This is a genomic window from Candidatus Contendobacter odensis Run_B_J11, from assembly GCF_000531125.1.
In the GTDB taxonomy this organism is placed as follows: Bacteria; Pseudomonadota; Gammaproteobacteria; order Competibacterales; family Competibacteraceae; genus Contendibacter; species Contendibacter odensensis.
Map to the genome: position 1 here is coordinate 1 of NZ_CBTK010000299.1, position 24,250 is coordinate 24,250.

Genomic DNA, 24,250 nt, shown 5'->3' on the forward strand with positions numbered 1-24,250 from the left:
ACAAACACCTTCTATAATACATTGATTAAATTGAGCTTTTCAAGAGACCGGGAACTGCTGGCTTTTTGCACCACGCGGCTCGGCCCATCTTCAAAGCGGACCGTGATTTTATAGCCCTGGGTCAATACCCTGTTGCGGGCGTATCGATGCAAATCGAGGAGGGCCATCATTTCTAGGTTTTCTTCAAGCGGATGGCTAATGGGCGGCGCCAGAGTCGTCGTATACGCTTTCGTGACGACTCTGGATGAGGGCTCCGCTGATGAGGTCGGTGCGACGCTATTGCTACCACTGGGGACCGTCTTCCATGCGAGGATGGCCGGGATACTGGCGGCGCTGGACAAAATAATTGCGCTACCCGCGACCCACATCAGCCGGTACGAGGATGGGTTAAATAGCGTTTGCATGTTGGTGGCCTTTTGGGTGTGCTACCTCGATGGAATAGAGGGTTCGTGAGGCGGTGTCCCCGCACCAAGCAGCGCTGTATATAAAGTTTGCCTCCAACTAACCAGCTTAATCAAATTCAGCGTGGTCTCGAAGAAAGGATGCTCCGATTCCAGCGAACGATCCGCGCCCCGCGACTGGAGGGTTGGGCGCGGAGTGAGTTCTCCGATGAGAAATTCCATGCCGCCTGTCCAGATCAACCCCGCAGGATCCGTTATCCGCTGGTGGAGGGTCCGGCCCAGCGCCGCGCCACGAACCCGGACGAACCGCCGCCGGTTCTGGCGTTGGCGCTCGGCCTCACTGATTTGAACAGCCAGAGAAGAAGCGCTTGGGCTGGGGTTTTGAAGGTCGATGGACATCAGGACGTCTCCGCATTCGAGGATTTCGACGCCCACGGTCGCAGACTGCCGGTATTGGCGGGGAATCGAAGATGATGGCTCCGGCGGCGGATCACGCCACAGAGCATGAGCGCGACCAGCAAATTGACGACGACCGCCAGCAGCAGGGCGCTGTCACTCGCGCTATGACGCCACGACTGGTCAGCGCGAGTGCGGCGGCGCCCACCAGCCCTAGTGCGCTGTCAGTCAGATTTTGAGGGTTGACAGCTACTGAAAACTTTATTGACTTTCATGGGCTTTCATTTAAGAATCTTGGCCGTTCTCAGGAACCTACCGCCAGTTGGGCGGAAAGTAACGCTTGCAGAGAGGGCGTGAGACCTGGGGGAACATGCGGTCGCCTCATCAGCGTAAAGTTCCCCACCCGTGGGGAATTTGAGTGGCGAAAACCAAGCCGTACCCTTGGGCAACCTCGTTGAAGCAAGAAGTGAGCTATGGAATAAAAGACCATGGTTTACGCAACGGGATCAGCTCCTCAAAAAGCAGGAAGTTGAGGGGAGCTATCCATCAGAGCAGCGACGACAGAACACTAGCTTCCGACAACAGCAAACCGCGTCGCACAAGGCTGACGTATGCCCGGCGCTGACGAGCCGGATCAACCGGTTCAAGGACGGACGGCGATACAGCGGTGCAGACCTTCAGCCAAGGCACCAGCAATGCGCCCTTGTGTAGCCGGTTGTTGCAGCCTCAGTTCATCAGCCCGGTTCACGATGATCCCGGCTTCAAATAGAACCGCCGGTGGGGTGGCAGCGCGCAATACCACCAGATCGTCAAATTCATGCGCCCCGTTTTCCCGGTCGGCGAAGGGGCGATTTTCGCCGGGAATCGTTTCAGCATGGTGAGTTGAGGGTGTAAAGCCGGCAGCGCGCAGGGCTGCGCCCAAAGCGGAGGCGCAGACAAGACTCTGCGCAAAACGTGGATTCCGCCGCGACACGAACAGCGAAAATCCTGAAAAGCGGTCCGAGTAGCGGCGGGTTTTTCCATCCACTGTCCATGACTCCAGGTACTGAGGCTGAACGGAATCATGGTGAATGGACAGAAGAAAATCTGCGCTGTCCGCCAAGCGGGGACGGCTGTACAGATCATCCAGCGTACCGTCGAGACCGTTGATTTTGACCCTGAAGCCCCGTTCTCTCAGCGTCTTGGCGATGACTTCCGTCAAAGCACGATTGAACGCAAATTCCTGCATTCCCCTGGCGCTGATCGCGCCCGGCTTCTGCCAGGAATGGCCTACATCAAGCGCGATCATTGGCGTATCGGCCCAGGCCGGGGTCATCGCTGACAGTGCCAGCAACAGACCCCACTGCGCCAGGAAATACGATGTCAGCGAGGGTTTCATCAGGATTTCCGCGAGAAGCTCCGGCCTTCGTGCCAGTGAGAGCGAATATGTGCAAGAAAAAAGTCGCATTCTGTAGGCACTATTGACCGTGCATTTTGCAGCATAGCCCGGTTGCACCCTGTTCAGAAGACAATTAACGACTACTATAATGGCAATCCAAACACACCGTTTCAGCGGTTGTGCTTCGTAACGAGACAATCTTTTCACCGGGATAGCGCGATCCATGCCGGAAGCATCCGTCTCCCCCCAACCCTTTGACAGCACCGATCTGCTGGCCCTGCCGGCCCTGCCCGCCGTGGTCGGCGAACTGCTGGCGGCTTTCGATGACGAGAACGTGGATGTCCAGACTCTGGCCCACATTATCGGCCGCGACGCTATTATCAGCGCACGGATGTTGACTGTAGCGAATTCAGCGGCCTACCACAGTCGGGCGCCACGAGTATCCAGTCTGGAGCGCACCCTTACGGTGCTGGGTCTGGAAACGGCCAAGACCATCGCGTTAACCACCGCCATTCATCAGACTTTCTCCAAGCTGCGCGGCATCCCAGCGGCTGACATGGATCGCTTCTGGCGTCATGCTCTGGGCTGCGCCCATCTCGCCCAGCGACTCGCCCAAACCACCGCCTATCCTGCACCGGATGAAGCCTACCTGTGCGGGCTGTTGCACGATCTGGGCAAGCTGGTCATCGGAGTACGACATCCCACCGCTTTGCAGGAGGTGCGGGTTCGCACCCGCTCACGCGACGACATCCCCACGCTGGAACGACAGCTATTCGGTGCGGATCATTGCGAGTTGGGCGCAACTTTGGTGGAGAGTTGGCGGCTGCGTTCGTTTCTGGCCGACGCCATCCGTTTTCACCATCAAGCCGCCGAAGAGTTGCGCGGTGCCCATCCGCTACTGCGCCTGCTTCATGTCGCCAATACCCTGAGCCAGGACGGCGAACTGGACGATGCCGCCTGCATTGGTGCCGATAGCCTGTTCGGCCTGACGCCCGCGCTGCTGCGACAACTCCGTGCCGAGTCGGCGCGCGAGATGGTGTTGCTGGCTACGAGTCTCGGCATCGCCAAGTCGGTAATGGTAGTCAGCGACGAACTGGCTACACCACTCTCGCCTACTCGAACCCGTCTGGATCGGAGCGTCCAGGAATTGACATTAGTGAACGGGGTGCAGGCCGAGATGGGTCAGGCCGATGACGAGACGGCGCTACTGGAATCAGTCGCCCGCTGCGCGACGATTTTGTTCGATCTGGGCGAGGTGCATTTCTTTCTGCCCGAGCCTCAGACCGGAATGCTGCACAGCCACGATCCCGGCGTACTGCGCGAGTTCGTAATTGATCCGGCGGGAGCCGAGAATGTCGTCACCCGTGCGTTGCGCGATCAGCGCATCAGCCATTCCCTGGCCGAAGAGAGTACCGGCGCAGGCATCGTGGATCGCCAACTGGCCCGGCTTTGGGGAACCGATGGGGTGTTGTGCCTGCCGCTGCATACCGCCACCGAGTTTCTGGGAGGGCTGGTGGCTGGCGTATCGCAGGCGCAACTGCCGCGCCTGCTCGCTCAGAACCGATTGCTCCACCTGTTTGCCGCCGAAGTCGCCGGTCATCTCGACACGCTGCGCCAGCGCGAACGACGCCGGAACCGGGCGCATGAAGATCGTCGCCTGCTGGAACAACAGCGCTTGCGTGCGGTGTTGCACGAGGCGGCGAATCCACTGACGATTCTGCGTAATTACCTGCACCTGCTTACCGTCAAGTTGGGAGAACCCTCAGTCCAGGATGACCTGCGGGTGCTGCGAGAGGAAACAGAACGGGTCGGCCGGATCCTGCTGCGCCTCTCCGACCAAGGCGGCGACCGTGAGGCCACCGGCCCGGTGGATCTGAACGCTACCGTTCGCGATCTGGCTCGAGTACTGGACGATGCCCTGTGCCGACCGCGTGGGATTCGGCTGGTTCTGGAACTGGCGGACGGGATTCCGCCACTCGCTAAAGGCGGTGACGCTATCCGCCAGATCGTACTTAACCTGGTGCGCAATGCCGCCGAAGCCTTGGGACAAAGCAGCAGCGGGGCGATCACGCTTGCCACCCGCGACAATATCAACTGGCACGGGCGCTCGTATGTCGAACTGGTGGTTGCCGACAATGGGCCGGGACTGCCTGACGAGCAGCGCGCCCGCCTGTTTCAACCGACGACCAGCGCCAAGGGCGGTGAACATGCCGGCCTGGGTCTGGCGATTGTCAGGAACCTGACCGAGGAACTCGATGGCTCGGTGAGTTGCCGTTCCAACTCCGGGGGTGGCCTGATTTTTCAGGTACTGCTGCCACGGCCCGGATCGGGTTGAAATATTGGATAAGGGCTTTCGCGCTCACCCCGGCTGTAACGAGATAACAATTGTTGCGCAGCCGTTATAAAAATTTCGAGCGTTAAGTCCTTCTTGCTGAATCAAGCATTTCCATAGTGGCTGATCCGATACCTTTGCCAGCCCAATTTAGGCTGGTGGGAACTAACCAGGGGGTTTCACCGTGAAAGACCAGATCAACGAATGCAGCGGTGAAGTAGAAGAACCCGCACCTCCATTCTCGGTGCTGGTGGTAGATGACGAACCCTATATCCGAGCTGGTCTGGAACAACTCCTCACCGCTCAAGGGTACCTGGTTGCCATAGCCGGCGGCGGTAGCGAGGCCATAAAACAACTGACCGAACACCGCTATGACCTGTTGGTGCTGGATTTGGGGATGCCGGGGGTAGGGGGAGCGGCCGTGCTGGATTTCGTCGCCGAGCGCTGCCTGGATCTGGCCGCGATCATCATCAGCGGCACCACCTCGGTGACGGAAGCCACCACCGCCCTGGGCAAGGGTGCGGTGGATTACCTGCGCAAGCCCTTTGGCCCCGAGGAATTGCTGGACTGCGTGACCAAGGCCCGTCGCAGCTTGCAGCAAAAGCGATCCCGGCGGCTGATGTGTAACCATCTGGAAGCCTCCGAGCGTCTGCATCGGTTCATTGTTAATTATTCCCCCGATCTTATTTTTGTCCTGGACGCTGCCGGCCATTTCACCTACCTCAATCAGCGAGTTCCGGGGCTGCTTGGCTTCGAGATTGACGCCCTCACCGGGCAACCGCTCACCGCACTGGTAGACGCAGTGGATCAGGAAAAAGCCACGCACCTGTTGCGCCATCTCGCCGAAACAGGATCAGAAAAACCCCAGTTTGTAGAACTGCGCCTGCTGCGCAATGCCGCCAGTCCGTATCGGGAGCCAGATTCCCCGCTCATTGTGGAAGTGACCGCCCTCGCCATTCGGGATGAGGGCGATCCGTCACGCTTCATCGGTAGTTACATTGCGGCGCGGGATGTCAGCGCACGTTGGCAGGCCGAGGAAGCCCTGCGGCGCGCCAGCATGCGGTTGGAGCATGTGGTCAGTGCCAGCCCTGCGGTCATTTACTCGTGCGATCCTGGCCCGGGTATGCCGGTGACGTTTATCAGTTCAAACGTGTATGAGTTGCTGGGCTACCGTGCGGATGAACTATTGGCGGATGAATACCTGCTGGATCGTTTGATCCATCCGGAGGATCGGTCGCACCGTGAACACGATCTGGATTGCATGGCAGCAAGCCATCAAATGAACCGGGCGTATCGGCTCCGTCACCGCTATGGGGGGTGGCGCTGGATCCGCGATACGGTGCGCCTGGTTTGCGATGCGGGGGGGCAGCCGGTGGAACTGGTCGGATCGTGGCTGGACAATACCGAGGCGCAATTGCTGGCCGAACAACTGACCCATCAGGCCAGCCACGATGCGCTCACCGGTCTGGCTAACCGGCGTGCGTTTGAGCAGCGCTTACAGCGCGCCTTGGAGAGCGTCCGCGATCAGTCCGCCGAACATGCGCTGTTCTATCTGGATCTGGACCAGTTCAAGGTGATTAACGACACCTGCGGGCATCTGGCGGGTGATGACCTGCTGCGCCAGCTCGCCCGGGTACTCCAGATTCGGGTGCGTAAGCAGGATATTCTGGCGCGACTGGGTGGAGACGAGTTCGGGGTGCTGATGGAGTATTGCCCGCTGCATGATGCCCTGCGGGTCGCCAATACCCTGTGCCAGGCGGTCAACGATTTTCGCTTTGCCTGGGACGGCAAGACCTTCCGGTTGGGAGTAAGTATCGGGGTGGTGGCGATTAGCGCCGCCAGCGACAACTTTTTTAGTGGGGTGCTAAGTGCCGCCGATAGCGCCTGCTACGCCGCCAAGGATGCCGGGCGCAATCGGGTGCATCTGTATACCGAGGACGATGCCGAACTGGCACGGCGCCAGGGCGAGATGCAGTGGGTGGCGCGCATCAACCAGGCGTTGGAAGAAAACCGCTTCCAGTTGGCATTCCAGCCCATCGTGCCCATTCTGGGTGCATCAAAGGGGCATCACTACGAACTGCTGCTGCGCATGGAGGGCGAATCCGGTCAGATATTGATGCCCAGCGCGTTCCTGCCTGCCGCCGAACGCTACCATCTGGCCGCGAAACTGGATCAGTGGGTAGTTAGCACCGCGCTGGATTGGCTATCCAGCAATCCTCATCACTTGGACCATCTGGCGCTGTGCGCCATCAATCTATCGGGCCATTCGCTGGGCGACGAATACCTGCTGGATTATCTGGTGGACCGGCTGGCTCGCCCGCCGTTGCTCGCTGAAAAACTGTGCTTCGAAGTCACCGAAACCGCCGCTATCGCCAATCTGGGCAGTGCGCTGCATTTTATCCAGACCCTCAAAAATATCGGTTGCCGTTTCGCGCTCGACGATTTTGGCAGCGGCCTGTCGTCTTTTGCTTATCTCAAGAAACTACCGGTGGATTTTCTCAAGATTGACGGGATGTTTGTGGAGGATATCGTCAACGATCCGGTTTCCCTGGCGATGGTGAATTCCATCAATGAAATTGGTCATGTGATGGGCATGGAAACCATTGCCGAATTCGTGAAGGACGATCAGATACTGACCAAATTGCGCACCATTGGCGTGAACTACGCCCAGGGCTATGGCATCGGCAAACCACGCCCACTGACTGATCTGGCGCTTCACTGAGCGGTATAGAGAGCAATCCTAAACCGGCGGTGGAGACACTGTCGTAGCGGTACTGATGAAAACGGGGTGCTAAACCGCGCTACCCTTCACTGAAGAGATTTCTATTCGCCCTGACTCTTCGACCGGCTCAACGGCCGAAGGGTGAACGGAAAATCCGACCCGACCCGTCTTCCCTCGCCAAGCTCACCTCACCAGGCTCATGCCATTTATGCCCACTGCCGCCGATTTGCTCAAAATCCTGCCTGCTCCCGACCCGGTTGCCACCGTACACAGCGCTCGGTTGCTTGACCACATCCGCGCCGAAATAATGGCTGCTGGCGGGGCGATTTCCTTTGCCCGCTTCATGGACTTAGCCCTGTATGCGCCCGGTTTAGGCTACTACCGTGCGGGCGCCCGCAAATTCGGCCCCGGCGGCGATTTCGTCACTGCGCCGGAATTGTCGCCGCTGTTCTCCCGTTGCCTGGCTCGCCAGTGCCGGGAGATTCTGGATCATCTGGGCGGCGGAACCCTCCTTGAACTCGGCGCCGGCACCGGGATCATGGCGGCGGATCTGCTCCAGGAATTGAGCGCGCTAGGTGCTTTGCCGGAGCGCTACGTCATTCTGGAACTCAGCGGCGAGTTGCGCGACCGCCAGCGCCACACTCTGGCCGAACGGGTGCCCGATCTATTGGAACGGGTGATCTGGCTGGATGCGCTGCCGGAAACGGACCTGCGTGGGGTGATTCTCGGCAACGAAGTGCTGGATGCGCTGCCGGTTGAACGCTTCCGTATCACCTCCGCTGGGCCGCGCCGCCTGAATGTAGTGTGGACCGAAGCCGGTTTGAACTGGGCCGAGGGCGCGGAAGACCCGGAGGTCACGGCAGCAGTCGGGCAGATCGAGGCGGAACTGGGCGGGCGTTTGCCGGAAGGCTATACCTCTGAATATCTCCCACAACTGAAGGCTTGGTTGCGCGCTATCGCTGAACCGCTGGTGGCGGGTGCGTTGCTGTTGGTGGACTATGGCTACTCGCGTCGCGAGTACTACCATCCCGAACGCACCGACGGCACGTTGCTGTGCCACTATCGCCACCGAGTCCACGCCGATCCGCTAATCTTGCCCGGTTTGCAGGACATCACTGCCAGCGTAGATTTTACCGCCGTCGCCGATGCCGCACTCGCTGCCGGACTGGAGATCGCCGGATACGCCAGCCAGAACTATTTTCTGTTTGGCTGCGGTTTAATGGACTTGCTGGCCGAAATGGACTCCGCTGATAGCGCCCGTTATCTGGAACAGGTGCGCCAGGTTAAGTTGCTGACCCTGCCCGGCGAAATGGGCGACCGGTTTCACGCCATGGCGCTGACCCGCAATCTGGATCTGCCGCTGTGCGGTTTCGCCGTCCGCGATGAGCGGGGCCGGCTCTAGTTTGCACAAGTCAACGATCCGGAGACGCCGCCATGGGTCAGGAAATTTCCCAATCCCGGTTTACCCGTCAGGATTTCCGCCAGTTCCGGGCGCGATTGCGTCAGGAGACGGCAACCCTCTCCGAGCGATTCCGCACCAGCCAGTTCACGCCGGTTGGCGGCGTCAGCGGCTTCGAGATCGAGGCGTGGCTGGTGGATCGCTGCGGCCAGCCCGCGCCGCTCAACAAAGTTTTTCTGCAACGGCTGGCTGATCCGCTGGTGGTGCCGGAACTGAGCGTATTCAACATTGAACTCAATACCCCACCGCTGCCATTGCACGGCGCGGCATTGCGGCAGATGCACTCCAATCTCGACAGCCTGTGGCAACGCTGCCAGCGGATCGCGGCTGAACTGGACGCGACGGTAGTGCTGATCGGGATTCTGCCCACCTTGCGCGACCGGGATTTGACTATGGATCGGATGTCGGATCAGAACCGGTATCGAGCCATCAATGAGCAGATTCTGTTGCGGCGGCATGGCCGACCGATGGAACTGGCGATCCATGGCGTCGAAAGCCTGCGTCTAAGCCACCGTGATGTGATGCTGGAAGCGGCCACCACTTCGTTCCAAACCCATCTGCAAGTGTCGCCTGCCGCAGCGGCAGCCTTTTTCAACGCTGCGCTGCTGGTCTCCGCGCCGATGGTGGCGGTCGCAGCCAATTCACCGCTGCTGTTCGGCAAGCTACTCTGGCAGGAAACCCGCATCCCGCTGTTTGAGCAGGGCGTGGCGCTGATAAACCGGGCGCATGGCGACGATCCGGGCTACCAGCGAGTGACGTTCGGCAGCGGTTATGTCCGGGAATCGCTGCTGGAACTGTTTGCTGAAAATCGGATGCGCTATCCGCCGCTGTTGCCGGTGGACTTGAGCGCGGAACCGGCGGATCGGCTGCCGCACCTGCGCCTGCACAACGGCACCATCTGGCGCTGGAACCGGCCGCTGCTGGGATTCGAGGCCGACGGGACGCCGCACTTGCGCATTGAGCATCGGGTGATGCCCGCTGGCCCCAGCATCGCCGATACCATTGCCAATGCAGCGCTGTACTACGGCTTGGTTCATGCGCTGGCGCGGGTCATGCCACCGGCCAGCGCCGCGCTGGATTTCGCCCAGGTCCGGGCGAATTTCTACGCGGCGGCCCGCGACGGGTTACAGGCCGAAGTGGTCTGGTTGAAGGACCGGCGCTTGCCACTGCGGCAACTGCTGCTGGAGGAATTGTTGCCGCTGGCTCGACGCGGGCTGCGCGATTTGGAACTGGACGCAGCCGATGTGACGGAGTATCTGGATATTATTGCGGCACGGACGGAGAGCGGTCGCACTGGCGCCAATTGGCAACAACGCTTTCTCGCCAGCCACGGCCATGACTTGGCGGCGCTAACACTGGCGTATATGGAACAACAACGCAGCGGTTGGCCGGTACATGAATGGGAGTAGGACGGGACTTTGGTTCTATCTCAGCGTATTGAAAAGGGTTATGGGCATTCAGCTTGCTTTTTGTATAATTATAGTATAGATATTAAGGGGGAAGTGGGCGATAGCCAATAATTTGTAGATTTATTGTATAACTAAAAACCAACACTCTATTGTTGACCGCACCGCGAGGCGCGGGAGGTCATTTGACATTGAAGGCGAACAACAGCAACCACGGTTTGCCCGACGATGGCCTGGTTCCTATCCGCACCGTTTCCAGCCTGACCGGCGTCAACTCAGTCACCTTGCGGGCCTGGGAACGCCGCTACGAGTTGGTTAAGCCCATCCGCACCCCCAAAGGCCATCGCCTGTACACCATGGCCCATGTCGATCTCATTCACCAGGTGGTCGCGCTGCTGGATAACGGCATGTCCATCGGCCAAGTCCGGCAGGTGCTGGAGACCGACAAAACACGGCCCGGACCGGTGCCGGAGCCAACCACTCCCTTCGACCTTTGGCTGAACTATCAGGATCGACTGTTGCGAGCCGTTGCCGCCTTCGACGATGGGGAATTGGGCGAGGTTTACCACGAGGTACTTTCGTTGTATCCAGTGGATATTGTCACCCATCGGTTGATCATGCCGCTGCTGCGGGAGCTGGGCGAGCGGTGGATGCAGGGTTCGGGCAGCATTGCCGAGGAGCATTTTTTCAGCGTGTTCCTGCGTAACAAGCTGGGGGCACGTTTCCATCATCTGAGTCGCAACCGAGCGGGGCCAAAACTGCTGGCCGCCGGTTTGCCGGGTGAACAGCACGAAGTCGGTCTGCTGCTGTTCGCGCTGGCGGCGCTGGATCGGGATTATCAGGTGGTGCTGCTGGGGCCGAATACACCGCTGCTGGAATTGCCGCCGGTAGTCGAGCGGGTCGCTATCCAGGCTATCGTCCTGTCTGGATCAGCGGACATCGCCGCGCCGGTGATCGAGCAGGAACTGCCCTCATTATGCCGGATGGTGGCGATGCCGGTGTTCATTGGTGGTCGGATCACCGATCATTGCTTCGATGCGATTACCGCCGCTGGAGCGATTCCACTGGGCGACGATCTCAATCTGGCGCTGCGGGGAATTGACGCGACGCTGGCTCGCCGCTGACGCTGGTTCGCCACTGATCCTGAAGCTCTACGATATCCTCTTCCTCGATACCACCTTGAAACACATCGTTCCAGGCCACGTACAACAGCGCCCCCAGATAAACAGGTAGTGGTAATGCCAACACTTGGGCGGGAATGGAGAACAGGTCGAAAAACGGCAGCGCCAGTAGCGCCAGCCCGGTCAAACCCAATGCCGGGAATAGCCAGAAATTAAGCTGCATCGCCAGCGCGCTGCGCCGCCAGCATATCGACAGCGGTAATTCACGGAACAGTTGCAGCGGGATCACGAACCCGGCCAGCAACACTTGCAGCACCAGCAAGATCCCGCCCAGTACGCTGAGTTGCGTCGCCAGCACGGTACTCGCTACGCCAAAGTTAATTGGCGGTGGCGGCGGTAAACCCTCAGCCACTGCGGCAATATCGGCGGGTAGCAGTTGGTCGCGCAGCAGATACGCCGCCAGATAGCCTTGCAGCAGCAGCAAAAATAGAAACAGGCTGGTTCGGACCAGTGCCTTGATCGCTGTCCCGTTGAATAGTTGACGTGAGGCTGGAAAGCGTTTGCGGTTGGCAGCGCGGGCCAAACCGCAGGCCAGGGTCACGGTCAGGCTCAGTGGCAACCCGTAGCAAAACACGGTGGCGAGCAGAGCAGTCCAGCCACTGGCCGGCGGCAACCACCACTCCCAAACCGGCAAGGTCAGCAGCAAGGCGCTACCCGCCGGCGCGAACAGAGCAACAACAACAAATAGCCATGGTCGCCGCCACATCAGTTGCCATGCCTGCATCAGCCAATTCTTGCCATCGTGCGGGGTCAGCGCCCGCGGCCCGAAACCATGCATAGTCCCACCGCCGGTTGGAAAACCAGCGCCTAGTGTAACCCGGACGACCGCTGTGCGTAGCATCGCCGCGATGAGTCAACTTTCCCGGAGCCTGTACAAGTTGCGGAAACGTAGAGCGGGGGCTTCCAATCTATGAACTGACAATGGGCGAAATACTCATTGTCAGTTCACAACTCGAATAAAATTGTTTCTATTGCGATGAGCGGGACAGGAGGTGTGCTTGCGTTCTGGACTCTCCTAGTCGGTGGCCTTGAATCTCTGCTCGACCTTTTCGCCATGAAAAGTCTGATTTTTCTTGAGCGGATCTTCAATGATGTGCTGACGAAACTCGTATATCGTTAGTCCTAATCCTATCACCATGAGTGAGAAGACCCCTATTGCGATGATGAACAGCAACCCATCATTCATGATGACTGCCCCCTCGCGTCATAAGCTTGAAATAAATCCCGAAACACAGTATCGAGGGCACCCAGATCGCGGTGAACAGCCCCTGTTCCCGGTAGCCGTTGAACCACAAGTATCCCGATACGAAAAACGAAACGATTACGGCGAGTAATATGAAAATATCAGAAGTTTTGATCATAGTTCGTCTCCTCGAGATTGCATTTACCCCAAGACCCTCCCGACAGCCGGGCGCGGGTCGTGTTCAGTCATCCCAGAACCCCAATGCGGCAATGAGCAGGCCAGCGACTACAATAGAGGCAGGAGTTCTCACCCCATCTGGTCCGAATACCTGCACCATAGAAGGAACAAGACCCAGTAATCCGAGCAAGAACCACACAAATAACGGCGCCGTGATCAGCAGTCCAGCAACAATCGCCGCTTTTTGCCACATCCGCAGGATTTTCCAATCTTCGGGCATCGGCATCACAAACCCCGTCTTCAGTTGTTCATCATTCACTCGTAACTGCCCTCGTAACATCCCGTGAGAGGATTTTTGTCTTACAAAGCACTACCGAGGCACTGCCTTGTATCGTACAGGTAATGTATAGGATATTTAGACTTTATGCGAGAGAATGTCAAGATAAATTGTACATTGATTTTACAACATACCAAGATGCCTTCGGCCAGCCTGTTTGGCGGATCGGCCCGACTGCGCCTCCCACATCTTTCTTGGTCGGGCGCGACGGCACACCAACTATCTGGGTGGCCTCACTGCGCATTTTCCTGATCCGTCCGCTGTTTGGCGGTGTCCTGGATAAAACGGTTCATATCCCGCTCAAACGCTTTTACGTCCTGGGGGCGGGTGGGAACCGTTGGCAATGCCGGGTTGCTGAACGCTCCCTGCTGGATTGCCGGGACGGGCGGCTTGTGGTTGAGCATCTGAACCAAGGTGATACCGATCACTGCCAAGACCAAAAGTAGCATTACCAAGCGCATCTCTATTCTCCTGTCTCGTTCTGATAAGTTTCGGATTGATAGGATATAGAATAATAGTCAGTGAGGCAGTCAGCGGGTATTTGAAATCAGGACGTTCGCTGCTGGTTCAAGAACCATTGGCAGTAAGCCGGTCGAATCCCCCTCCGCAAGGACTAACCCATGTCATCGCTGCACGTTTTGCTCACGGCCTTACTCACGGTGTTCCTGCTGATGTCGTCGCTCCCGACTATTGCCTCCGCCCCCGAAATGCCCGTCGCTGAGAATCCGATACCGCGCAAGCTGCTTCTGCTCGATGATTTCGAGAGTTTGAGCGGCTGGAGCGCCGCCACTTCGCCGGGTGCCCGCTTGGAAATTGCCCAAGATACCGGACGCACCGGAGGGCGGGCGATGCGGCTGGATTTCGAGTTTCAGACCGGAAACGGCTGGGTCATCGCCCGCAAGGCGTTTCCCCAGCGGTTGCCCGACAACTTTGCTTTCCATTACTTCATCCATGGCGACGCTCCGCCCGGCGGCACCGAGTTCAAGCTGGCGGACCCGCGCCACAATGTCTGGTGGTTCAAGCAGCGCAACTACAGCTTTCCAGGCGACTGGCAGCCTATCACGGTCAAGAAGCGGCATCTCAGCCTGGCGTGGGGGCCAGGTGGCCCGTTGGAAGATGTGGTGGCGATTGAGTTTGCCCTAGTGGCGGGGGGGAAGGGTAAAGGCTCGATCTGGATCGATGATCTGAGCGTTGAGGAACGTGAGCCAGCGCAGAGCTACACCCAAAATCCGGTAATCAGCACCTCCACATCCAGCGATAACCACCCACCCGAAGCTGCGATTGACCCGGACCCTGCCACGAGTTGGCATAGCGGCGCGCTGGCCGAAGACCAATGGCTATTGCTGGACTTTCTGGCCCCACGCGAATACGGCGGCCTGGTGATTGATTGGGATCCGGATGACTACGCGGTGGACTATCAGGTGCAACTGTCCAATGACGGCACCCATTGGCAACCCGCCTACACGGTGCGGGACGGCAACGGTCAGCGCGATTATCTCTATCTGGCCGATGCGGAATCGCGCTATCTGCGGCTGAATCTGCAACGCAGCAGCCGGGGGCGCGGCTACGGTATCGGCCAACTGCGGGTGCAGTCCTACCAATTCTCCAGTTCCCCCAACCGCTTCTTCGAGGCGGTTGCCGGCGACGCGCCACGCGGACTTTATCCGCGCTATTTTCAGGGCGAGCAGTGCTACTGGACCGTGATCGGGGTCAGCGGTGACAGCAAGGAAGCGTTGATCAATGAAGATGGCGCGCTGGAAGTAGACAAGGGCGGGTTTACTATCGAGCCATTCCTGTTCGCCGACGGCCGCTTGATCACATGGGCGGACGTGGACGCCCGACAGGATTTGGCCCAAGGCTACCTGCCGATTCCCACCGTGCGCTGGGAGCATGAATCCTACTGGCTTTCCATTACCGCGTTTGCGACCGGCAACCCAGGCGAATCCGCACTGTATGCTCGTTACCGGCTGGAAAACCTGAGTACCGACCCCCGCCATGTCACTCTGTATCTGGCAGTGCGACCATTCCAGGTCAATCCACCTTGGCAGTCGCTAAACATGAGCGGCGGCGTGGCTCCGATCCACGATCTGCAATATGCCGACCGCACGATTTGGGTCAATCGCCGCAGTAAGGCGATCACGGTACTGACGGCACCCGACCGCTTCCGCGCCGCCACTTTCGATCAAGGCGGAATCACCGGCACGCTGGCGGCGGGCGAGTTGCCTGAACGCACCGAGGTCAGTGATGACTTTGGCTACGCTTCTGGCGCCTTGGAATATGGCTGGGATTTGAAACCGGGTGAGGCGCGGGAAGTCTTTCTGCGCATTCCGTTCCACGTCACTAATCCACTGCTCTCGTCCGCCAACGGCAGAGGAGTCGGGGATGAGGGCGTTAAACTCCCCTCGCCGCTGGGAAGAAAAGCCGGAGGTGAAATTGCCCCCACCGACGCCGAGGCCGCTGCCCAGGTGAACCGGCTGCTGGAACAGACCCGCCAGGATTGGGAAGCGCGGCTGGACCGGGTTGAACTGGAGCTGCCGGCGGCCGCTCAGCGGCTGGTCTGGAGTATCAAAAGCAATCTGGCCTATATCCTGATCAATCGGGATGGCCCCGCTATTCAGCCGGGTTCACGCACCTATGCCCACTCCTGGATTCGCGATGGCGCCCTTACCTCTGCGGCTCTGCTGAGTATGGGTTACACCGAAGAGGTTCGGCAATTTCTGCAATGGTATGCCGGTTATCAGGCAGCGGACGGTAGCATTCCCTGCTGCATAGACTCGCGGGGTGCGGATCCAGTCGCCGAACATGACAGCCATGGGGAATTCATCTACGCAATCATGGAGTATTACCGCTACACCCGCGATGTCGGCTTTTTGCGCCAAATGTGGCCTTTCGTAGTCAAAGCAGTGGGTTATATGGACTTCCTGCGCCAGCAGCGGTTAACGACCCTCTATTTGACGAATCGGGCCTATTTCGGACTGGTGCCGGAATCGATCAGCCATGAGGGCTACGCCAGTAAGCCACGCCACTCCTATTGGGATAATTTCTTCGTACTCCGAGGCTTGAAGGACGCGGCGGCGATGGCGGTGATTCTGGGCGAGGAGGTTCAAGCCGAACGGTTTGCCGCGTTGCGCGACGCCTTCCGCAAGGATTTATATGCTTCGATTAACGAAACCATGCGGCTGCACTGGCTTGATTTTATTCCCGGATCGGTCGAGTTAGGCGATCTCGACGCTACCTCAACCACGGTTGCCGTGGACCCGGGCGGTGAACTGGGCTGGCTGCCGCAACCGGCGCTGAACCGTACTTTCGAGCGCTACGATGATTTCTTCCGCCAGCGCAGCGCCGATGCCCGCTGGATGGCCTACACGCCCTACGAGTGGCGGGTGGTCGGCACGATGATTCGGCTGGGCTTTCGCGACCGGGCGTTGAAATACATGAAATTTCTCTTTGAAGGCCAGCGCCCGGCGGCCTGGAACCATTGGGCGGAAGTGGTCTGGCGCGACCCTAAAACCCCGCGTCTCATTGGTGATATGCCACATACCTGGGTGGGTTCCGACTTCATCCGTGCAGTGCGCAGCCTGTTTGTGTACGAGCGCGAAGCTGATCAGGCGCTGGTCATCGGCGCGGGTATTCCTGCGGCGTGGGCGGAGAGCGCGGAGGGGGTTACGGTTCGGCGGCTGCCGACGTGGCACGGCACGCTGAATTACCGGATGGCGATGAGCGGCCCGGACACGCTGTGGGTGCGATTGTCCGGCGATGTAACCGTGCCGCCGGGGCGGATCATCCTGCATTCGCCGCTGGATCGCCCACTGCAAGCGGTAACAGTCAATGGCCGGCCAGTGATGACCTTCACCGCCACCGCCGCAACCCTCGACCAGTTCCCGGCGGAAGTGGAGATGCACTACGCCGCTGTTCCTGAATAGTGAAGCTAGACTTAACCATGATGCATGGCCCCATGGAGAACCCGTTATGTCCACCGATCTTCACTCGCTCAGTAATGGCTGTTACAGCCTGTGCCTCAGTCCTGCCGGGACGGGCTATTCAGCGTGGGGCGAGCTGGCGCTGACCCGCTGGGAGGCCGACCCGACCGAGGATAGCGACGGCTTCTTTTTGTATCTGCGCGATGTAGAAAGTGGCAAGTTCTGGTCGTTGGGCCAGCAGCCAGCAGGAACAGCGGTGGCACAACGTAGCTACCGCTTCGGCGCTGGCCGCGCTGAACTGTGTTGTGAACATGAGGACATTGCGGCTGAGTTTGAGATCGTCGTTCCCGCCACCGCCGACGTGGAATTGCGCCGGGTCACGCTGCGTAATCGCAGTGATCGCCCCCGACGGATCGAATTGACCAGTTACGCCGAAGTCGTGTTGAACACTCAAGCCGCAGACGCCGCCCACCCAGCGTTTTCCAAGTTGTTCATCCAGACTGAATTTGACGCCGCCTCCGGGACGCTGCTGGCGCGGCGGCGACCGCGTGTACCGGACGAATCAACGGGCTGGCTGGTTCATACGCTGATGGGCGATCCGGCAATCGAGTCGCTGTATTACGAAACCGACCGCGCCCGCTTCATTGGACGGGGCTGCTCACTGGCCGCGCCGAAAGCGTTGACCGATGCAGCGCCGCTATCCGGCACCGTCGGCAACGTGCTGGATCCTATTATCAGCTTGCGGCAGACGGTGGAACTGGCAGCGGACGGCGTGGCGCAATTGACCTTTTTACTCGGCGCGGCTCCCGACCGGGAAGCGGCGTTGGTGCTGGTGGCGCGTTTCGCCAAACCCGCAGCGGTCGAGGCGGCATTCCAGGCGGCGGAAGCGGGTTCTGGGCGCTTTGATCCCCTCACTCCTGACCTCTTTCCCATGGCAGGAGAGGGAAGCTCGATCAATCCTCCTTCTCCCCTGGCGGGAGAGGGTCGGGGTGAGGGGAGAACGGACTTAGCCAGCGGACCAGTACTGGACGAACTCCTGCAATTCTGGAACGGTTACGGCGGCTTCAACGCCGATGGCACCGAGTATGTGATCCGTCTCCAGCCCGATACCGGCGGGCGATTGCGTTTTCCACCGCGGCCCTGGGTCAACGTGGTGGCCAATCCCTGCTTTGGTTTTCTCGCCAGCGAGACCGGGGCCGGTTACACCTGGAGCCAGAACAGCCGTGAGAACCGGCTGACGCCGTGGAGCAACGACCCGATTCTCGATCCGCCCGGCGAGGCGCTGTATCTGCGCGATGAGGCCAGCGGCGCATTCTGGTCGCTGCAACCCGGCCCGATTCCGCAGTCGGTACCTTACGAGGTCCGCCACGGCTTCGGCTATAGCCACTATCGCCATATCAGCCAGGATCTGGAACAACAGGTGTGGCTATTCGTGCCACACGCGGACCCGGTCAAAATCGCCCGGATTCAGTTGCGTAATCTCAGCGATCAACCGCGCCTATTGTCGTTATTCGCCTATGCCCGGCTGGTGTTGGGCGTGTTGCCGGCGGATAACGCGGCGGCATTGGTGATTGAGCAGGATTTGGCGACCGGCGCGCTACTGACGGAGAACCATAACCGCGAATTTGCGGGCCGCATGGCTTTCGCCGCTGCCGCGCCCTTTGACCGTAGTTCGCTCCATGTCAGCGGTGACCGCGCCACTTTTATTGGTCTCCACGGTAGTCTGGCCCATCCAGCGGCGCTGAGCCGCGATCCGGTACTGAACGGACGCTTGGGCGCGGGACTCGATCCCTGCTTCGCGTTGCAACTTATTTTGCAATTGGAACCGGGCGCTACGGCGGAATACGCCTTTCTCATTGGTGAAGCGGAGAACCTGGAAGAGGCCCGTCGTTTAATCGATCATTACCGTGAAGACAACGCGGTTGCAGCAGCGCTGGCGGAGGTTCGGGAATTTTGGCGCAACGAGCTGGGCGGGGTGCAAATTCAGACGCCGAAGCCGGCGCTCGATGTGATGGTCAACGGCTGGCTGGCGTATCAAACCCTGAGTTGCCGGTTGTGGGGCCGCTCGGCGTTCTACCAGTCGGGAGGCGCGTTCGGTTTCCGCGATCAGTTGCAGGACGCCGCCGCTCTGCTTCACCACGACCCGGAACGAACCCGCCAACAAATTCTGTTGCACGCCGCCCATCAGTTCCAGGAGGGCGATGTGTTGCACTGGTGGCATCCGCCGACTCATTGCGGTATCCGCACCCGTTTCAGCGACGATCTGCTGTGGTTGCCGCATGTGGCGACGCTTTATGCCCGCGCCACCGGCGACTGGAGTCTATTCAGCGAGCCGGTGCGCTTCCTGCGGGCGCGGCCACTGGAACCGGGTGAGGACGAGGCTTTTCTCACCCCGGAGGATTCCGGCGAAGTCGCCAGCCTGTACGAACACTGTTGCCGGGCGCTGGATCGCTCGCTGACTCAGGGTGTGCATGGGTTGCCACTGATGGGCAGCGGCGACTGGAACGATGGGATGAACCGGGTCGGTCGAGAGGGGCGCGGCGAGAGTGTGTGGCTAGGCTTTTTCCTGTATGCAATCCTTGGCGAATTCATCCCGGTGTGCGGCCAGCACGGCGATCCCAACCGGGCGCGGCGCTATGCCACCTTCCACCGCCATCTGGTCGAGGCATTGAATCGGGACGGCTGGGATGGCGAGTGGTACCGCCGCGCCTGGTACGACCACGGCGCGGTACTGGGTTCGGCCCGCAGCGATGAATGCCAAATCGATGCACTGGCGCAAGCGTGGGCGGTAATCTCCAAAGCCGCGCCATGGTCTCGGGCCGAATCGGCGCTGGATGCAGTCGAGCGTCATTTAATTGCCGAGCAGGACGGATTGATCCGGCTGCTGGCCCCGCCGTTCGAGAATACCCCGCACGATCCTGGCTACATCAAGGGCTATGTGGCCGGGGTGCGCGAGAACGGCGGCCAGTACACCCATGCGGCGCTGTGGGTGGTGCGGGCGCTGGCGGAACTGGGGCGGCGCGAGCGAGCGGCGCGATTGCTGGAGATGCTCAGTCCGATCAGCCGCACTCTGACCCCGGAAGCAGTGGCGATCTATCAGTTGGAACCGTTCATGGTCGCCGCCGATGTTTATGGCGTGGCTCCACATATCGGGCGCGGCGGCTGGAGTGGCTACACCGGTGCAGCGGGCTGGATGCTGCGGGTGGCGCTGGAGTCCATTCTTGGCCTGGAACTGGTCGAGGGTCACACCTTGCTGTTGCGACCCTGCATTCCCGACGACTGGCCGGGGTTCCATCTGCATTACCGGTTACCGGATGGCGACGCGGTCTACGACATCGAGGTCCGCAATCCTGAAGGTCATGCGGAACGGGTGGTAGCTGTGGAAGTAGATGGTGTGAGCGGTGCCGTCGAGGATGGGATGGCCTGTATTCCTCTACTCCGGGATGGTAATACGCATCGAGTAATAGTAATGCTGGCGGGGCGTTCTGATTTTGGGTGATCCGTGGATTAACCGTGGGTCAAGATTCACCTTGACCCAGACGGAAAACCTCACAGTTTTCAACTGAGGGGCAGAGGTTAGGAACACGCCTTGGCGAAGGAAATGCCGGCTTATTCCGCCCTCATTCGGCTGTCGCCGTCGTTGTCGTTGTCGTTGTCGTTGTCGTTGTCGTTGTCGCCGTCGCCGCTGCTGGAGCGGTGCTGGACTTGGCATCGCTGGCGCTGGCGCTGGCGGCAGGTCCATCATCCTTGGCGATGTTCTTTTTCTTATCGCCGCTCTTGAAATCGGTTTCGTACCAGCCACTGCCCTTGAGCCGGAAGCCCACCGCCGACATCAACTTTTTTAATTCCGGTTGGCCGCACGCTGGACAGTCGATGAGTTCGGGATCGCTAAGTTTCTGGATGATTTCCAGTGGGTGGTTGCAGGCGTTGCACTGATATTCATAAATGGGCATGGCGTTACCTCGATGAAAAAAGAGCGTTAGGATACGGGTTAAGCCTGTATTCAACCACTTGATTTATGGACGCCACGGCTCTTTTCAAGAGGCGCAAAATTCTCGGCTGGCGCGGGCGATGGCGCCGCTGGATTCATGTAGGGACAGGACTTTCGCTAAACCCTCGAATTCGTCATGCCCGCGAAAGCGGGTATCCAATTTTCTCAGTGGCTTACCGGATTCCTGCGGGCGCGAAAATGACTAAAGGCGAACGTCGTGAAGAAAACGGGATACCTGATGTGCATTGCATCTTCAGCGGAAGGTTAAAGAGTATCGGTAGCCGATTGATCCGGTTGGCGCTGATGTTGGGTGCGCTGACCGGCTGCCATTCCGACCCCGGTGCTGTCGTTACCGTGGAATTCTGGGCGATGGGGCAGGAGGGTGAACAGGTGCAGGTGTTGTTGCCGGAATTTGAGCGCCGGCATCCCGAGATCCGGGTGCGAGTACAACAGATTCCCTGGAGCGCCGCGCACGAAAAGCTGCTGACTGCTTACGCTGGCGACGCCATGCCAGACCTGTTTCAACTGGGTAATACCTGGATTCCTGAATTCGTAGCTTTACGCGCTATCGAGCCGCTGGATCAGCGGTTGCGCGACGATCCTGCTGCGGTGCTGGCCGATTTTTTCCCCGGCATCCTCGTCACCAACCGACTGGACGGTCAGACTTATGCGCTGCCCTGGTATGTGGATACCCGACTGTTGTTCTACCGTACCGATCTGCTGTCCGCTACCGGCTTTGCCCAGCCGCCGGAGACCTGGGAGGACTGGCGGAAAGCGATGACCGTACTCAAGGTAGCCGGGGGTTCAATGCGCTACGCCATTCTGCTGCCGGTCAACGAGTGGCAACTGCTGGTCATTCTCGCCCTGCAACACGGCGCGCCGCTGCTGCGGGATCGCGATCAATATGGCGATTTCCAGAATCCACGCTTTCGTGAGGCGTTTACCTTCTACCTCAGCCTGTTCGAGCAGGGGTTGGCGCCGCCGGTGAGCAATACCCAAATGGCGAATCTCTATCAGGAATTCGCCAGTGGTACGTTCGCTCTCTATGTCAGCGGGCCGTGGAACATCGGCGAGTTCAGGCGACGGTTGCCGGCAGCGGTGCAGCCGCACTGGAATACTGCGCCGCTGCCGGGTTTTGGCGCTGATCCGGGCCTCTCGCTCGCTGGCGGCGCCAGCCTGGCGCTCAGTCGCAGCTCACCGCGTCAGGACGCAGCGTGGAAGCTGCTGCAATTTCTCACCGAACCGGAACAGCAGGCACGGTTTTACTCGCTGACTGGCGACTTGCCAGCCCGGCAATCCGCTTGGGCTGATCCGGCGCTGGCCGATAATCGTTATGCGCAAGCCTTCTGGCACCAATTGCAGCACGTCCAGGCTACGCCGCCGATCCCGGAATGGGAACGCATCGCCAACAAGATCGCCTACTACGCGGAACTGACGATCCGCAAACAAAAAAGCATGGACGAAGCCCTGGCGGCGCTGGATCGGGATGTGGATCGGATTCTGGAGAAACGGCGTTGGCTATTGAGTCGGAGCTTGACGCCATGACTGGCTATGAACGCCATATCACATTGAGCGCCTACGCCTTTCTCGCCCCGGCATTGTTGCTGATTGCAGTGTTCTTCTTCCTGCCGGTATTGGCGGCGCTGCTGCTGAGTTTCACCGACTTCGATATTTATGCGCTGGGCGATTTGAATCGGCTCCGCTTTGTTGGCCTTCAGAACTATGGGCAATTGCTACAAAGCCCTCTGTTCTGGACTGCGCTCGGCAACACATTTTATTTTGTGGCGGTGGGCGGGCCATTATCGGTAGCGGTTTCACTCAGCGCGGCGCTGCTGGTGAATAGCCGCCTGACCCGCTTTCCCGGCTTCTTTCGCACGGTGTTCTTTCTGCCCGTAGTCACGACGCTGGTCGCGGTCGCGGTGGTATGGCGCTATCTCTATCATCCCCATTATGGATTGCTGAATTACGGCTTGAGTCTGTTCGGCGTTGATCCGATTGGCTGGCTGGGCGATCCCGATTGGGCGATGCCAGCGATTATTCTGATGGTGGTGTGGAAGAACTTCGGTTTCAATATGATCATCTTTATCGCTGGTCTGCAAAATATCCCCATCTCGTTATACGAGGCGGCGCGGATCGATGGAGCCAGCGCCTGGCGGCAATTCTGCCATATCACTCTGCCCTTATTGCGACCCACCTTTCTATTTGTAGCGCTGATGACATTGATTGGTTATTTCCAAGTGTTTGCCGAGCCGTATGTGATGACGCAAGGTGGCCCGGCTAACCGCACTCTCAGCGTGGTGCTGCTGATGTACGAGGAAGGCTTCCGCTGGTGGAACATCGGTTATGCCTCAGCGGCGGCGTTTGTGCTGTTCGCGCTGATTCTGGCGGTGACCGGGTTGCAATTGAAGTTGCAGCGGGGAGAGAGATAAACCGGTTATCGGGAGTCATGGCACAACCGATCACACCGGTATTTCAGCGTTTTGACGAGTACATTCGACCCCATCCTTGTACTTGCCCTGCCCGCAAATCCTTGCGCCGGCTTTTCAGTAGGTTTTCCAATTCATTCTTGATACAACGGATAAGCCCATAGTGTACGAACAATATGCGCGATGTTCTTTTATGTTAATTTTCAAATAAAAGCATCAACTTTTTATAACTTTCATCTTACGGTAAAAAAGGTCCTGTAAATTTTCCCGTGATAGTAAATTAGCATATACTGATAAGAGAAACTTTTTTCCTCCTCTTGGAGAATGTTGATGCCTACCATCGAACTCACGCTTCGAGATGATCAGGGTCATATTATTGATCGTCGATCCCTAAAGAGATACCCGCTCGATTGGAAAAGCCGAAGTTTCCATGATATTGAAGGTGCAGTTGAGAACTTTAAGCGAAACGCATTACCTGATATTGAAGCGGATTTACTGGAAGCCGCCCAAGCAGCTTTGATTCAAGATAAAAAAAAGATCTGATTTGTAATGGTAAAGCGCCGATAGTGATTAAAGCGCTTCATGGGCGATTTGAATTTAAAGTACAGCGATTTAAAAACTCCCTCTCTCCGAGTCAACCCGAGGAGACTTATTTTGATTTAACGGATCAATTTAAAGAACGGTATATCAGTCGCCCCTTTCGCTCATTTTTTTATAATCATAACATTTAGGGCTTTGTACATGACAAAAAAGATAACTTATTGAAATTGTGGTAAAATATTGTCTTTCTCACCAAGGAGATGAACATCATGAATCAGATCAACGAGCTATCGGCACTGATCAATCAAACATTTAACTGGAATAAAGCGAGAATAGATTTTTTAGTTGGAATGCTCATTGCTTTACTGAGTACACGCAGCATAAATTTAGCTGAGTTAGCT

Annotated in this window: 19 protein-coding genes; 12 read left to right on the forward strand and 7 right to left on the reverse strand. The window is 58.6% G+C overall.

Features of this window, described 5'->3' with window-relative positions; all coding sequences use genetic code 11:
* Positions 1-11: 11 nt before the first annotated feature.
* Positions 12-404, reverse strand: coding sequence for a hypothetical protein (locus tag BN874_RS24790; protein ID WP_154725041.1), 393 nt, complete (start codon positions 402-404; stop codon positions 12-14).
* 138 nt (positions 405-542) lie between these two features.
* Between BN874_RS24790 and BN874_RS20075 the strand changes: the two genes are divergently transcribed.
* Positions 543-875, forward strand: coding sequence for a hypothetical protein (locus BN874_RS20075; protein WP_034436385.1), 333 nt, complete (start codon positions 543-545; stop codon positions 873-875).
* A complete protein-coding gene (locus tag BN874_RS24795) occupies positions 872-1,036 on the forward strand; it encodes a hypothetical protein (protein ID WP_154725042.1) in 165 nt (54 codons plus the stop codon). The genes BN874_RS20075 and BN874_RS24795 overlap by 4 nt, the downstream gene beginning before the upstream one ends.
* Before the next feature lie 404 nt (positions 1,037-1,440).
* Here BN874_RS24795 and BN874_RS20080 read toward each other — a convergent pair whose 3' ends face one another.
* Positions 1,441-2,175, reverse strand: coding sequence for an N-acetylmuramoyl-L-alanine amidase family protein (locus BN874_RS20080; RefSeq protein WP_051498125.1), 735 nt, complete (start codon positions 2,173-2,175; stop codon positions 1,441-1,443).
* A 223-nt stretch (positions 2,176-2,398) separates the two neighbouring features.
* Here BN874_RS20080 and BN874_RS20085 point away from each other — a divergent pair, with 223 nt between their 5' ends.
* From BN874_RS20085 to BN874_RS20105, 5 genes are all read left to right on the forward strand, one after another.
* Positions 2,399-4,510, forward strand: coding sequence for an HDOD domain-containing protein (locus tag BN874_RS20085; protein WP_034436388.1), 2,112 nt, complete (start codon positions 2,399-2,401; stop codon positions 4,508-4,510).
* A gap of 181 nt (positions 4,511-4,691) precedes the next feature.
* Complete coding sequence (locus BN874_RS23005) at positions 4,692-7,229, forward strand: EAL domain-containing protein (protein ID WP_051498126.1); 2,538 nt, start codon at positions 4,692-4,694, stop codon at positions 7,227-7,229.
* Positions 7,230-7,437: 208 nt separating this feature from the next.
* A complete protein-coding gene (locus tag BN874_RS20095) occupies positions 7,438-8,631 on the forward strand; it encodes a class I SAM-dependent methyltransferase (protein WP_034436391.1) in 1,194 nt (397 codons plus the stop codon).
* Positions 8,632-8,663: 32 nt separating this feature from the next.
* Positions 8,664-10,097 carry a glutamate-cysteine ligase family protein gene (locus tag BN874_RS20100; protein ID WP_034436393.1) on the forward strand — a complete coding sequence of 478 codons (1,434 nt, stop codon included), beginning with the start codon at positions 8,664-8,666 and terminating at the stop codon, positions 10,095-10,097.
* Between the two features lie 182 nt (positions 10,098-10,279).
* A complete protein-coding gene (locus BN874_RS20105; protein WP_195912242.1) occupies positions 10,280-11,218 on the forward strand; it encodes a MerR family transcriptional regulator in 939 nt (312 codons plus the stop codon).
* On the opposite strand, the gene BN874_RS20110 is transcribed toward BN874_RS20105, so the two are convergent.
* The 4 genes from BN874_RS20110 to BN874_RS20125 form a co-directional block, all read right to left on the reverse strand.
* Complete coding sequence (locus tag BN874_RS20110; protein ID WP_034436395.1) at positions 11,172-12,053, reverse strand: DUF2189 domain-containing protein; 882 nt, start codon at positions 12,051-12,053, stop codon at positions 11,172-11,174. The genes BN874_RS20105 and BN874_RS20110 overlap by 47 nt on opposite strands.
* A 237-nt stretch (positions 12,054-12,290) precedes the next feature.
* Positions 12,291-12,461, reverse strand: coding sequence for a hypothetical protein (locus BN874_RS24800; protein ID WP_154725044.1), 171 nt, complete (start codon positions 12,459-12,461; stop codon positions 12,291-12,293).
* A gap of 238 nt (positions 12,462-12,699) precedes the next feature.
* Entirely contained in the window at positions 12,700-12,954 is a 255-nt protein-coding gene (locus tag BN874_RS20120; RefSeq protein WP_034436401.1) for a hypothetical protein, read from the reverse strand.
* A gap of 251 nt (positions 12,955-13,205) precedes the next feature.
* On the reverse strand, positions 13,206-13,433 hold the full coding sequence (locus BN874_RS20125; protein WP_034436403.1) for a hypothetical protein: 228 nt from the start codon (positions 13,431-13,433) through the stop codon (positions 13,206-13,208).
* 159 nt (positions 13,434-13,592) lie between these two features.
* On the opposite strand from BN874_RS20125, the gene BN874_RS20130 reads away from it, so the two are divergent.
* Together BN874_RS20130 and BN874_RS20135 are read left to right on the forward strand one after the other, a co-directional pair.
* Entirely contained in the window at positions 13,593-16,895 is a 3,303-nt protein-coding gene (locus BN874_RS20130; protein WP_051498128.1) for a discoidin domain-containing protein, read from the forward strand.
* Between the two features lie 46 nt (positions 16,896-16,941).
* Entirely contained in the window at positions 16,942-20,391 is a 3,450-nt protein-coding gene (locus BN874_RS20135; RefSeq protein WP_034436406.1) for a GH36-type glycosyl hydrolase domain-containing protein, read from the forward strand.
* Between the two features lie 121 nt (positions 20,392-20,512).
* Here the strand turns inward: BN874_RS20135 and BN874_RS20140 are convergent, their stop codons facing one another.
* A complete protein-coding gene (locus BN874_RS20140; RefSeq protein WP_034436407.1) occupies positions 20,513-20,845 on the reverse strand; it encodes an FmdB family zinc ribbon protein in 333 nt (110 codons plus the stop codon).
* Between the two features lie 236 nt (positions 20,846-21,081).
* Between BN874_RS20140 and BN874_RS20145 the strand changes: the two genes are divergently transcribed.
* The 3 genes from BN874_RS20145 (at position 21,082) to BN874_RS20155 (ending at position 23,852) form a co-directional block, all read left to right on the forward strand.
* Positions 21,082-22,428: a sugar ABC transporter substrate-binding protein gene (locus tag BN874_RS20145; protein ID WP_081756551.1), complete on the forward strand. Its 1,347-nt coding sequence runs from the start codon at positions 21,082-21,084 to the stop codon at positions 22,426-22,428.
* Positions 22,425-23,312, forward strand: a complete 888-nt coding sequence (locus tag BN874_RS20150) for a carbohydrate ABC transporter permease (protein ID WP_034436410.1) — start codon at positions 22,425-22,427, stop codon at positions 23,310-23,312. Before BN874_RS20145 ends, BN874_RS20150 begins: the two co-directional genes overlap by 4 nt.
* Before the next feature lie 327 nt (positions 23,313-23,639).
* Positions 23,640-23,852 (forward strand): hypothetical protein, encoded by a 213-nt coding sequence (locus tag BN874_RS20155; RefSeq protein WP_034436413.1) that lies wholly within the window; start codon positions 23,640-23,642, stop codon positions 23,850-23,852.
* Positions 23,853-24,250: the final 398 nt, after the last annotated feature.